Genomic DNA, 12815 nt, shown 5'->3' with positions numbered 1-12815 from the left:
TGGATGTTAGTAGACCATAAATGTCCGTAAATAAAAGGAGAGTGTGATGGCTGGAGGCAGCGAGGGGTACCACGAGCCGGTCGACGAACTGACCACCGAGACTCGCGACTACCATCGGGCGATGGTGTCGTTGATGGAAGAGCTGGAAGCGGTGGACTGGTACAACCAGCGCGTTGATGCATGCAAGGACGACGAACTGCGCAAGATCCTCGAACATAACCGCGATGAGGAGAAAGAACACGCCGCGATGACGCTCGAATGGCTGCGCCGCAAGGACCCTGCCCTGGACAAGTACTTGCGTGAGTTTCTGTTCAAGGACGGCGAAATCGGCCACTGAGCCGGAGCGGGCAACCTGACCGGCATGCCTGAATAGGCAAACAAAACCCCCACGGAAGGGCCCCGCCACCCGGCGGGGTTCGTCGTTTGCTGGCCGCTGCGCTATACTCCGCCCCCAATTCTCGCCGCGGTTTCTCGAGTCCCTGTCGTTGTCGATGGGCGCCTCGTCGCACCGCTGGCAGCGTTGTGCTGCCCACAATGGCCGCTTGGCCCTCACCGCCGCCTCGATGGAGACACCATGTACGAACTCGCTCGCTCGCTGCTCTTTCGTCTCGATGCGGAGGCCGCTCATGGCTTGTCGTTGAGCGGTCTGGATTGGCTTGAGCGCCTGCGCCTGGCGGGTTGCCTGGGGGGGCAACGGGTCGAGGACCCGGTCCAGGTGATGGGGTTGAGCTTCGCCAACCGTATCGGGCTGGCGGCGGGGCTCGACAAGAATGCCGATCATCTCGATGCCCTCGGGGCATTGGGCTTCGGCTTCGTCGAGGTGGGCACCGTGACGCCCCGTGCCCAGGCGGGCAATCCTAAGCCGCGCCTGTTTCGGATCCCCGAGCGCGGGGCCATCGTCAATCGCATGGGATTCAACAATTTCGGCGTCGACCACCTCGTCGAGCGGGTGAAGGCCAGCCGCTATCGCGGTGTGATCGGCATCAATATCGGCAAGAACCTGACGACCTCGGTGGAGGACGCGGTATCCGACTACCTGTATTGCCTGGAGCGTGTCCACGCCCATGCGCACTACATCACCGTGAACATCTCGTCGCCGAATACGCCGGGGCTCCGTAACCTCCAGTTCGGTGAGCATCTCGACGAGTTGCTGGGTCGCTTGCGTGAGCGCGGGTCACGCCTCGATAGCGCGGGCGGCAAGCGGGTACCGCTCACGGTCAAGATCGCACCGGACATGGACGAAGATGAGGTGACGCAGGTAGCCCAGGCGCTGGTGGCCAATGGGATCGACGGGGTGATCGCCACCAACACCACCGTGTCCCGCGAGGCCGTGGCCGGTCTGCCCCATGCCGATGAGCAGGGCGGGCTTTCCGGTCGGCCGGTGCGCCAGCCATCCAACCGGGTCATTGCAGCCCTACGTCAGGCCCTGCCCGACCTGCCGATCATTGGCGTTGGTGGTGTCGACAGCGGCGCCACGGCGGTGGAAAAACACTCCGCCGGGGCCGATCTGGTGCAACTGTATTCGGGCTTCATCTACCGTGGGCCGGGGCTGGTCGGCGAGTGCGCCAGGGCGTTGAAAGACGTCGCCGACTGATCTAGGCCACGTCTTGCAGCCGGGGCGGCGATGGGGCTCGGGGGAAACCGCGCCAGGTCATCGGGGCGGCAGGGCGACGAAAAAAGCCCATGGCTGTGCCATGGGCTTGTCGTGTGGCCATTGTACAATGGCGGACGAGGATGACTCGCTATGGGACTAACTGCTGATGATTCAATGTCGCGTCGAATTCAGAGCTAGAGCACCATGGGGTTCTTGTGGATACCGGAGACTCCCGTCATGCCCGACCACTGATCCCCACGACCTTCACGCCAACCGCTCATCCAGTATTCGCGTAGATTGATATCCTGGCTGGGACAGTCGTCGCGGGATCGCCCCGACACTCCTGCCTTGTAACCATGCACATAGGCGCGCTGGAAGCGATCACGTTTCTGTCGTTTCATGGGTTTACCTCATGACAAAGGTACCAATCCGACTCGATCCCGCCCTGGTTGGTGGGGCAAGGGACAATCGAGCCCGTGATGCCCAAGTCTCCCTCCGGTGCCTGCTCTCCCGAGCGGCACGACATGAAGACTTGTTGACAGGAACGCATGCGTCGTATCTGGTAGCTACCAGTTCATTGATAGCGCAACCGGCAACGGCTTGTCGACTGTTGATTTGTAACAGGCTGTTCACCGAACGGTCACTCTGAGCGTCGGCGCTGTCGTCGATTCAGGGCCTTTTTATCGATGGAGTTTCAAGTGGCTGAAAAGCTGGATCTTCTGGCAACCTGTCCCAAGGGCATCGAGCTGCTGCTGGCCGAAGAGCTGACGCAGCTGGAATGCGAGCCTGGCAAGACGACCGTCTCGGGTGTGCACTTTGGTGCCGATCTTGCCGGTGCCTACCGCGCCTGCCTGTGGTCGCGGCTGGCCAACCGCGTGATACTGTGCCTGTCCCGGGTGGACGGCATCGAGACGCCTGAAGCCTTGCATGATGCCGCCGCTGCCATCGATTGGCAGGCCCATCTTGGCCCTGGATCCACCATCGCGGTGGACTTTCACGGTCGCTCCGAGCAGATCCGTCACACACGCTTTGGCGCCCAGACGGTCAAGGACGGCATCGTCGATCGGCTGGTTGCCGCCGGCAGCCCGCGTCCTAACGTCGAGATTCGCGATCCGGATGTCCGCCTCTATGCGCACCTGCACCGCGGCCGATTGACGCTCGGTATCGATCTGTCCGGGGACAGCCTGCACCGCCGCGGCTATCGGCGCGATGCCGGTCACGCCCCGCTCAAGGAAAACCTGGCGGCGGCACTGCTGGTACGGGCCGGCTGGCCGGCGCTGGCACGCCAGGGCGCGCCGCTGGTCGATCCGATGTGTGGCTCCGGCACGCTGCTGATCGAAGCGGGCATGATGGCCGCCGATATCGCGCCGAACCTGCTGCGTGAGCGCTTCGGCTTCAGTCACTGGGTCGGCCACGATCCAGCGCTCTGGGCCGACCTGCGGCGCGAGGCCACGGCGCGGGCGAGTTTCGGCCGCAAGCGCATGAATAACCTGTTGTTCGGCTTCGATCAGAGCCCGCCGGCGTTGGCGGCGGCCAAGGCCAACGCCATGCGCGCCGGCATCCCCGCCTTGATGACTCTGGAAGGTAGCAGCGTCAATCGACTGTCGCGACCGAGGGTGCTCGACCCGGAGCAGCCGGGGTTGGTGATCACCAATCCGCCTTATGGTGAGCGCCTTGGCGAATTGCCTGAACTGGTGCGCTTGTACGCCGATCTCGGCGAGCGTCTGCGCCAGGAGTTCGGCCGCTGGCGGGTGGCGCTGTTTACCGCCAACCCGGACCTCGGGCATCGCCTGGGGCTACGGTCCCATAAGCAGTACGCGCTGAGAAACGGCCCCTTGGAAGCCAAGCTGCTGTTGATCGAGGTTCCGGATCCGGCGAGTCAACCGCAGCGTCAACCCGGGCCCGGCGACGGCGCATCGGCGGGTGACGAAGGGCAGGGCGCGGGCAGCGCCTCGCGGGAGGCATATGGCGAAAAGCCCAGCCGCTCTGCTGGTGCGCAGATGTTCGCCAATCGTCTGGAAAAGAACCGCAAAAAACTGTCAAAGTGGCTGAAACGTTCGGGCGAGACTTGCTATCGTCTTTACGATGCCGACATGCCGGAGTACGCCCTGGCTATCGACATCTACGGCAATTACGTTCACGTGCAGGAATACGCAGCGCCCAAGACCGTAGACGCCGGCCAGGCACAGAAACGCCTGTTCGAAGCCCTGGCCGTCATCCCCGATGTGCTCGAACTGGATCCGTCCCGTGTGGTGATCAAGCGCCGTGAGCGCCAGGCGGGCAAGGCCCAGTACCAGAAGCAGGGCGCCAGCGGGCAACGTTTCGAGGTCCAGGAAGGGCGCGCCCGGCTGTGGGTCAACCTGCGTGACTATCTCGATACCGGACTCTTTCTCGATCACCGGCCGGTGCGCCGGATGCTGGCCGAGATGGCGCCCGGCAAGCGCTTTTTGAACCTGTTTTGCTACACCGCCAGTGCCACCGTACAGGCCGCACTCGGCAGCGAGTCCGAGGGCGGGGCCAGCGACAGCGTCAGCGTCGATCTCTCCAATACCTATCTCGACTGGGCGCGCGACAACTTCAGTCTGAACCGGCTCGACCCTTCCCGTCACCGGGTGGTGCGCGATGACTGCCTGCGCTGGCTCGAAACCGCGAGCAGCGAGTTCGACCTGATCTTCATGGACCCGCCGACTTTCTCCAACTCGAAGAAGATGGACGACACCCTGGATATCCAGCGTGACCACGTGGCGCTGGTGCGCCTTGCCATGGCTCGGCTGGCGCCGGGTGGCACCCTGGTGTTCTCGAATAACCAGCGGCGTTTCGTGCTGGATGCAGGACTCGCCGAGCAGTTCGAGGTTCAGGACATCTCGCGCAAGACCTTCGACCCGGACTTCACCCGTCGCCCGGACCTGCACCATTGTTTCGTGATTCGCCATCGCGCCGACGAAGCAGGCGCGGCGTGATACGCCTGCGGCTGTACACCACGCTGGGTTGCCATCTGTGCGAGCAGATGCAGGCCCTGGTGACGACGCTATCGTGTGTCGATATCGTCTTTGAACCTGTCGAGATCAGTGCTGATGAGGCGCTGATGCAGCGCTACGGTACGCGCATTCCGGTGCTGCTGGACGGCGCGGACGACAGTGCCCAGGAAGCCCTGGAAGGCCGCGTTGGCGCGGACGATGTCGCCGACTGGCTGGCGGGCAAGGGGTGGCTCGATAGATCCGCCCTTGAGGCGTTTTCCCGATCGCCTGGCGTTCGAGAGACGCCGGGAGCACGGCTGGTTGCTGGGCGTAGGGTGCTGGGCCAGAAGGGTTAGCACAGCTCCGTCGCCAGCCCAAGACCCGCCGCTCAAGACCCGTCGCCCAAGACCCAACCGCCCAAGACCCGTCGCTCAAGCCCACCTCAGTGCGTTGGCGTGCGTCGCGCTTGCATGGCCTGGTAGCGTTCCTGGCGGTACGCCTCGGCGTGCAGGGTGGCTTCGGTGGGGAACCGGCCGAGGGCCACGGCCAGTTCGAAGAACCCGGCTCCTGGCACCTGCGCGCCCTGGCGGCTGACCACCAGGGCGGCGATGAAGGGGCGGCCATATCGCGCATCCTCCTTCATCAGCGCCTCCAGCGCCTCGGCGACGCGCCGGATCGTGCGGGGTGGCGTCAACGCCAGCGCCTCGGCGACACCCTGGTAGGTCATCGGCAGATGACTCGCCGGTGCCGTCGCCAGTAGCTCTCGGATCCGGCCGGGGAGGCGGTGTTCGGTCATATCGGTGGTCATGTTGGAATCTTCGTGTCGCACGTCGGTGGTGCCCGCAGCGTTGGCTAGCTCTCGGCGGCGCTGGCTAGCTCTCGGCAGCGCACGGTGCGAGCCCTGGGCAATGGCGTGAAAGAGGAGAGACGAATCGCGCGGGGCGAGCCTCGAATCCGAGCCCAAGCCTACACTTGGGTCATTGCCAAAGGGGCTACAAGGCATCGAGGAGCGACAGCTGGCTGACGGCCTCGCGCCCCTCGGGGGTATGGTCATCGGCTTCGAGCACCTTGCGAAAGCCCCGCGAGGTCTGGATCGTCGTCTCGTCATCGAGCCACATCATGGCCTGGGGGTGGTCGTCGGCAAGGCGATGCTTCAGGCCGCCAAACTGAGTGCCGATCTGGCCCCAGGCGCGACTGAAGATCCAGTCACCGAACATGTCCTGGTGGATATGCACGAGGACATAGTCATGGTCGGTTTCCCAGCGGACGATCACGGCGGCTCCCGGTGTGGCGACGTCTGTCATCGACGTCATGGTAGGCAGAAAGGGTATGATGGGCATTGTAAGGCCTTGTGGACGCACCACAAAGTGCCGCCGCCTTTTTGATTCTGTCGTTCAAGGAAGTGCATGAATATCCTCGTTGACGCCAATGTGCCTGCCAGTGATGCCTGTTTCGCCGCGCTGGGTGATGTCAGGCGCCTTCCCGGGCGCGATATCGATGCTCGAGCGCTCGTCGACGCCGATGCGCTGGTGATTCGCTCCATCACCCGCCTCGATGGCGATACCATCGAGCGCACCAAGGCACTGGGGTCGCCGCTGTCCTTTGTCGGCACCTGTACCATCGGCACCGACCATGTGGATCAGGCGGCGTTGGCGGCCCACGGCATCGGCTTTGCCAGCGCCCCTGGCTGCAATGCCGAGGCGGTGGTGGATTATGTGCTGTCGAGTCTGCTGCTGGCCCTTGAGCGGCGCGGTGAGTCGCTGTTCGGGCGTCGTGTCGGCATTGTCGGGGTCGGCAACGTAGGCGGCAGGCTTGCCTCGCGCCTTGAAGCGCTTGGGGTCGAGTGCCTGCGATGCGACCCCCCGAGAAAGGCGCTCGCGGCGAGCGGGGACGACTTTGTCGATCTCGATACCGTGATCCGGCGCTGTGACGTGCTGTGCTTGCATACGCCGCTGGTGACAGAGGGGCAGCACGCGACCTATCACTTGCTTGGCGCTCGGCGCATCGATGCCTTGGCGCCGGGCACTATCGTGCTCAATGCCGGGCGCGGTGACTGCCTGGATGGTGAGGCCCTGAAGGCTCGGCTGGTGTCGCGTGGCGATATCACGGCGCTGCTCGACGTCTGGGAGGGCGAGCCCGGCATCGACCATGGACTGAGCCGTCGGGTGGATCTGGCCACGCCTCACATTGCCGGCCACAGCCTCGATGGCAAGCTGCGGGGTACCCATCAGATCTATGCTGCGCTGTCGCGTCATGTCGGGCTGCCGACGCGAATTGCTTTCGCCGACCTGGCGCCGCCGCCGGCCTTGGCGCGTCTGGAACTTGGCCCGGGTCTCGGCGCCGATGAGGCGCTGCGCCTGTGCATGCGGGCGGTCTATGACCCGAGGCGTGATCATGACGCGCTGGCCCGCGCCCTCGGCGGCGAGGCGCCGGCCAAGGGGTTCGATGCCTGTCGCGCCAACTATCCTCTGCGGCGGGAGTTCGCGACCCTGGAAGTGGCGGTGTCCGGTGACGCCATGACGCTGGCGCCGCTGCTGGAGGGCGCCGGTTTCCGCGTGGTTCATGACGTCGAGAGGCCTCGCGCGGGGTAGCGGTTGCGCCAGGCGCTACGCCCCCTGTCGGGCTTGGCGCCTTGGGGTGCCAGGCTCACGCACTCGACTCCGCCGCGTGTGTCTGCGCTGCATCCCGGGGCGCCCTGGCCGCGGGATGGTACGGCGAGGCCCCGCCCCTTGCGCGTAAAGCCTCCTTACCAGCAAGCCCCCTTACAGCCCCATGGCCGACGACGTGGAGCGCCGCGGATCGGCGCCGCCGGTGAAGACGCCATCTTCTATCATGATCGATTGGGCCGCACCCATGGCTTCCTGCTGGCTGACGGTATGGCCCATGGCCTCGAGCAGGTCCACGGTGTCGGGGCTGATCCCCTGCTCCACGCGGATCTCGTCGGGCAGCCACTGGTGGTGAATGCGCGGCACGCTGACCGCCGCCTGGATGTTCATGTTGTGGTCGATGACGTTCATCAGCACCTGCAGCGTCGTGGTGATGATGCGTGAGCCTCCGGGGCTGCCGGTGATCAGGAAGTTTCTGCCGTCTTTTTTGACGATGGTCGGGGTCATCGACGACAGCATGCGCTTGTTGGGCTCGATCTTGTTGGCCTCGCCGCCGATCAGGCCGTAGGCGTTGGGTACGCCTGGCTTGGCGGAAAAGTCGTCCATCTCGTTATTGAGCAGAAAGCCGGCGCCGTCGACCACGATGCCCGAGCCGTAGCTGAAGTTGATGGTGTAGGTGTTGGAGACGGCGAGGCCATTGGCGTCGGCGATCGAGAAGTGGGTGGTTTCGTTGGACTCGTAGGGCAGCGGGTTGGCCGGGGCGATTTCGGCGCTGGGGGTGGCCGTATCGTCGGAGATGCCCGCGCGGAGCTCGTCGGCGTACGCCTTGGAGGTCAGTCCCGCCAGCGGTACCTCGATGAAGTCGGTGTCGCCCAGGTACTCCGAGCGGTCGGCGTAGGCGCGCTTCATCGCCTCGGCCATCAGGTGGATGGTGCTGGCCGAGTTGAAGCCCATCGCACCGATGTCGTCACCCTCGAGGATGTTGAGAATCTCGACGATATGCACGCCGCCGGAGGAGGGCGGGCTCATGGCATAGACGTCATAGCCGCGATAGGTGCCGTGACTCGGCTCACGTACGCTGGGCTGGTAGTTGGCCAGGTCCTCGAGGGTCATCAGGCCGCCGTGCTTGTCCATTTCGGCGGCGATCAGCTCGGCGGTTTCGCCTTCATAGAATTCCCGCGCGCCCTGGTCGGCGATGCGCTTGAGCGTGGCGGCCAGGTCCGGCTGGCGATAGATCTCGCCGACCGCATAGCTCGAGCCATCAGCCTTGTAGAACTTGGCGCGGCTGGCCTCCCAGGGAGCGAACATCTCGCCGGCATCGGCAATCCCGTCGACAAAACGCTGGGGCAGGGGGAAGCCTTCTTCGGCGAGCTTGATCGCCGGTGCCAGGGCCTCGGCCAGACTCAGGGTGCCGTAGTCCTCCAGGGCCTTCGCCAGACCCGCTACGGTGCCGGGGACCCCGGTGGCGTTGTGGGTGTAGCGCGACAGTTCGGAGACCGCCTCGCCAGACTCGTCCTGGAACATGGTCTCGTAGGCGGCGGCCGGGGCCTTCTCGCGGTAGTCGATGGCCACGACCTCATCGCTTTGTTCATCGGAGATCAGCATGAACCCGCCACCGCCGATATTGCCCGACCGGGGCTGAGTGACCGCCAGGGCGAAGCCGGCGGTCACGGCGGCGTCGACGGCGTTGCCGCCTTCGGCCAGCACATCTCTCGCCACCTGTGAGGCGAGGAAGTGGCTGGTCGCGACCATGCCCTGGGTGCCGACCTCGGGATTGAAGCGCTCGCCTTCGAGGATCGCCTGGTTCTGGGCCGGGGCCGTGGTGGACGCTAGTGTGAGTGCGGTACCGATCATCCAAGGCGCGACGCGCAGCAGTCGACGGGAAAACACAGGGTGCGGGTTCGGCATGATAGCCCTCGTTTGTGGTTGGCATTGTCGTTGGCGTGCAGGAGTAACTATTGACGTCTTTCTCAAGGGCTGCAAACCCTTGGCGAGAAGAAGCGCGACGAGGGCTCGGCGGCGGGTGTGTGACCGCGACCGTGCCTGGTGGAGGGGCATCCGGCGGCCGCAATATTGTTTGATTGAATGGTTAATCAAAAATATGAATAATGGAAATGTCATATAACCATAATCTGACGACATGAACAGGAGCTCCATGATCTCATCTCGCTTCGCGATATCTTCTTTTGCCTCCGCCCCTCTGGTTGCGGCCGTTGTGTTGGCCAGCGGTGCCGCCCAGGCCGATGTCAGTGTGACACGCGGGCCGACCGCCATCCCGGACGGTGAGGCAGGGCATGCTGAGGATCTGACCATTGCCAATGACCATCTGGCCTTTTCTCTGGCCGTAGAGTCGCTGCCGCCCTGGGGGGTGCCGCGAGGTACTCTGGTGGACCTGGCGGCCGTCAAGGATGGCGAGATGGATCTGGACCGGGTCGCCTTCGCCGACTTCATTCCCGATAACTGGTCTGCCTGGCCTAACGACGGCAAGCAGGTCAGGGTGGTCGAACAGTCTCCCGAGCGTGCCGTCATCGAAGTCGCGCGCAACTTCGCAGATGCCATGGTCACGACGACGTACACCCTGGAAAAAGGCAGCGATCGTGTGCACCTGGTCACCGAGCTCGATAACCGTGGTGACGATCCGCTGGCAGCGATTCGATCGGGCTATACGCTGTGGCCGGACACCGGCTACCTGTTCGGAGTGCCGGGGCTGGGGGATGCCGAAGAGACCGAGGCCAGTGATGCGCTAACCGATCGCATGGTGGCCTACGATCGGGACTGGGCATTCGCCCTGCATGCACCTTACTTCGATCGCATTAGCTATCAGGGACAGGACATGTACCTGGAGCATAGCCTGGCACCCGGCGAGACGCGTCGTTTCGAAGGCTGGCTGCAGGTGGTGCCAAGCGGTGACCTGGCGGCCGTCGTCGCTAACGAGATCGAGCGCAAGGGATTACCGAGTGGACGGGTTCACGGTCAGGTCGAGGGCGATGATGGTCAGTCGCCGCCCGATGCCCTGGTCATGATTGAGCGCGAGGGGGCGCCATATGCCTGGACACTGGCCGAGGGTGGTGAGTATTCACTGAGCCTGCCGGTCGGCGAGTATCGTGCTTATGCCACTGCCCAGGGGCACTCCAACAGCGACACCGTCGATCTCGACGTGACCGAGGGTGGCGACCAGACGCTGGATTTCGATGGACTCAAGGGGCCGGGGACGCTGGAACTCAGCATCAAGGAGGCCGGCAGCGGCGTGGCCCGAGATGCTCGCTTGACCCTGCTCGAGGGCCAGGAACCCCCCGTGGAGTTTCTCGGCAAGAAGACGTTCTTCACTGAGCTCGACCCTGCCGGACAGGCATCGCTGGCGCTGGCACCGGGCGACTATCGATTCGCCATCAACGCGGGCGCGGGCTTCACTGCCAGTCAGCAAAGCCTCGAGGTGAGTCTTGCTTCCGGCGAGACCAAGCAACAGGACGTCAGTATCGACCGGTTGGTGGAGCCCAACGACGAGAACTGGTACGGCGCGGACCTCCACCACCATGCCAACATCCTTGAGGGCACCACACCGCCCGAGGTTGTGGTACGTGCGCAGCTGGCCACCGATCTGGATCTGACCTTTGTCAGCGATCACGATGCAACGACCAACCACGCCCGCTTCAAGCAGCTCTCTGATGCCCGCGGCGTGCCCTTTATCGCCTCCATCGAAGTCTCTCCGTCCTGGGGCCACTTGAATCCGTTTCCGATCGATTTCGAGGGCGAGCTCAAGGTGGACCCGGGTACTGCACCGGTGCAGGATGTGCTGGCCGAGGCCCGCCGGCTGGGGGCACAAGTCATTCCGATGAACCATCCTTACAATGCCTACGGTTACCTGAGAAACCTGGCGGACGGCAAGGTGCCCGGCGGCTTCTCCCCGGGCTTCGATCTACTCGAACTCAATGCCGCGGTGGACAACGCCGAGACCATCGCTGCCGCGCATCGCCTCTGGGATCAGGGCACAGAAATCTATTTCACGGCGGGCACCGACACTCACGATGCCTGGAATGACCTGACGGGGCGTATTCGGATGATGGCTCGGGTACCCGGTGAGCTGACCCCGGATGCTTTCGCCAGGGCCTTGAAGGCTGGGCATGGTTATGCCACCGAAGGCCCGTTGCTGTTTCCTCAGGACCATGGCTTCGGCGAACGCCTGCGCTTGGTCGAAGAGGGCGTCGGTAGCTGGACCGTCAGGGCCTTCGCCGTGGATGGCCTGAAGGAGGCTCGTCTGGTCGGCGCCGAGGGTGAAGTCGTCGAACGCCGTTCGTTGGAAGGCCAGAACGATACCCGCCTGACTTTCGACGTTCCTGGGGAGCAAACGACGTGGGTCGCGCTCGAGGTTGAAGATGTCGATGGGGACACCGCCTGGAGCAACCCGCTGTGGATAGAGCGCCGCGAGATGCAGGACTACGTGGGCGACTCGACCGACTGATTCCTCTTGATCCTGGCAAGGTGGCACTAAAAAGCCCCTGCTCGGCGATGCCGGGCAGGGGCTTTCGGGTTATCCACCGGGGCCTGGGACGGGAGAGTTGTCCACAGGCGCTGTGGTGCTCGACCTATCCGCGGTAGGCGGCTTCTTTCAGCGCGCGGATGCGGTCGTCCAGCGGCGGGTGGCTGGCGAAGAGCTTCTCCATCAACTTGCGCGACTGGCCGGTCGTGATGGCGAAGGCGGTCAGGGTGTCGGGCATCTGGTCCGGCATCTGGGTCTCTGCCTTGAGGCGGGCGAGGGCGTTGATCATGGCGCCGGAGCCGGCGAGCTTGGCTCCCGCCGCGTCGGCGCGGTATTCACGAAAGCGTGAGAACCAGGCGGCGATCATCGATGCCAGGATGCCGAACACCACCTCGGCGACCATGACCACGGCGAAATAGCCGAAAAAGCCGAGGCCTCCGCCGTTGTCATCACGGCGCAGGAAGCTGTCGACCAGTTGGGCGACAACGCGGGCGAAGAACATGACGAAGGTATTCAGCACGCCCTGGATCAGGGCCAGGGTGACCATGTCGCCATTGGCGACGTGGCCGATCTCGTGGGCCAGCACCGCCTTGATCTCTTCGGGCTGCATGCGATTGAGCAGGCCGGCGGAGACCGCGACCAGGGCTTCGTTCTTGTTCCAGCCGGTGGCGAAGGCGTTGGACTGCTGTGCCGGGAAGATGCCGACCTCCGGCGTCTTGATGCCGGCGTTCTGAGCCAGTTCTGCGACGGTGTCGACCAGCCACTTCTCGGTGGCGTTGGACGGGGACTCGATGACCACGGTGCCGGTCGAGCGCTTGGCCATCCACTTGGAGATGAACAGCGAGACCATGGAACCGGCCATGCCGAAGATGAAGCAGAAAATCAGCAGAGACGTGAAGTTGATGCCCTGGGCATTGAGGTAGGGCTCTACCCCGAGGATTCGCAGGGTAAAGCTGGCGACCAGAATGACCGCCAGGTTGGTGCCCAGAAAGAGCAGGATTCTCATCATTGCCGGATGTCTCCGTGAGGGGGAATTTGGCCAGCCGGCGCAGAGCGCACGGCATCAACAAACTGAAGCTTAGATAAGCGCTAGGCTATCAAGTTTCAAGCGTTTGACAGTGATTTGATGGTCGCCGAGGGTGCCTGAGGCGGCTGGCAAAGTCGCCTTGGCACACTCGTGC

11 protein-coding genes are annotated in these 12815 nt (G+C 64.0%); 6 read left to right on the top strand and 5 right to left on the bottom strand.

The annotated features are described in order from the left end of the window. The first annotated feature begins 46 nt into the window (after window positions 1-46). Window positions 47-337 carry an encapsulin-associated ferritin-like protein gene (locus ACUN9Y_RS12570; RefSeq protein ID WP_445461054.1) on the top strand — a complete coding sequence of 97 codons (291 nt, stop codon included), beginning with the start codon at window positions 47-49 and terminating at the stop codon, window positions 335-337. A gap of 237 nt (window positions 338-574) precedes the next feature. Continuing rightward, on the top strand, window positions 575-1594 hold the full coding sequence (locus ACUN9Y_RS12565; RefSeq protein ID WP_445461053.1) for a quinone-dependent dihydroorotate dehydrogenase: 1020 nt from the start codon (window positions 575-577) through the stop codon (window positions 1592-1594). Between the two features lie 194 nt (window positions 1595-1788). On the opposite strand, the gene rmf is transcribed toward ACUN9Y_RS12565, so the two are convergent. Beyond that, window positions 1789-1995 carry a ribosome modulation factor gene (gene rmf, locus ACUN9Y_RS12560; RefSeq protein WP_149284152.1) on the bottom strand — a complete coding sequence of 69 codons (207 nt, stop codon included), beginning with the start codon at window positions 1993-1995 and terminating at the stop codon, window positions 1789-1791. 285 nt (window positions 1996-2280) lie between these two features. On the opposite strand from rmf, the gene rlmKL reads away from it, so the two are divergent. Both rlmKL and ACUN9Y_RS12550 read left to right on the top strand, forming a co-directional pair. Next, the gene (gene rlmKL, locus ACUN9Y_RS12555; protein ID WP_445461052.1) at window positions 2281-4554 is read left to right on the top strand and encodes a bifunctional 23S rRNA (guanine(2069)-N(7))-methyltransferase RlmK/23S rRNA (guanine(2445)-N(2))-methyltransferase RlmL; all 2274 of its coding nucleotides are present in this window, start codon (window positions 2281-2283) and stop codon (window positions 4552-4554) included. Continuing rightward, entirely contained in the window at window positions 4551-4907 is a 357-nt protein-coding gene (locus ACUN9Y_RS12550; RefSeq protein ID WP_445461051.1) for a glutaredoxin family protein, read from the top strand. The genes rlmKL and ACUN9Y_RS12550 overlap by 4 nt, the downstream gene beginning before the upstream one ends. 86 nt (window positions 4908-4993) lie before the next feature. Here the strand turns inward: ACUN9Y_RS12550 and ACUN9Y_RS12545 are convergent, their stop codons facing one another. Further along, entirely contained in the window at window positions 4994-5359 is a 366-nt protein-coding gene (locus ACUN9Y_RS12545; protein WP_445461050.1) for a hypothetical protein, read from the bottom strand. Between the two features lie 184 nt (window positions 5360-5543). Then, complete coding sequence (locus tag ACUN9Y_RS12540) at window positions 5544-5825, bottom strand: hypothetical protein (RefSeq protein ID WP_445461175.1); 282 nt, start codon at window positions 5823-5825, stop codon at window positions 5544-5546. Between the two features lie 132 nt (window positions 5826-5957). Between ACUN9Y_RS12540 and pdxB the strand changes: the two genes are divergently transcribed. After that, window positions 5958-7142 (top strand): 4-phosphoerythronate dehydrogenase PdxB, encoded by a 1185-nt coding sequence (gene pdxB, locus ACUN9Y_RS12535; RefSeq protein ID WP_445461049.1) that lies wholly within the window; start codon window positions 5958-5960, stop codon window positions 7140-7142. Between the two features lie 171 nt (window positions 7143-7313). On the opposite strand, the gene ggt is transcribed toward pdxB, so the two are convergent. Beyond that, window positions 7314-9011 (bottom strand): gamma-glutamyltransferase, encoded by a 1698-nt coding sequence (gene ggt, locus ACUN9Y_RS12530; protein ID WP_445461174.1) that lies wholly within the window; start codon window positions 9009-9011, stop codon window positions 7314-7316. A 301-nt stretch (window positions 9012-9312) separates the two neighbouring features. Between ggt and ACUN9Y_RS12525 the strand changes: the two genes are divergently transcribed. Next, entirely contained in the window at window positions 9313-11616 is a 2304-nt protein-coding gene (locus ACUN9Y_RS12525; RefSeq protein WP_445461048.1) for a CehA/McbA family metallohydrolase, read from the top strand. 124 nt (window positions 11617-11740) lie between these two features. Here ACUN9Y_RS12525 and htpX read toward each other — a convergent pair whose 3' ends face one another. Further along, a complete protein-coding gene (gene htpX, locus ACUN9Y_RS12520; RefSeq protein WP_445461047.1) occupies window positions 11741-12643 on the bottom strand; it encodes a protease HtpX in 903 nt (300 codons plus the stop codon). Between the last annotated feature and the right edge of the window lie 172 nt (window positions 12644-12815).

The organism is Halomonas sp. V046 (assembly GCF_052645355.1).
This window is presented reverse-complemented; position numbering and strand designations above follow the sequence as displayed.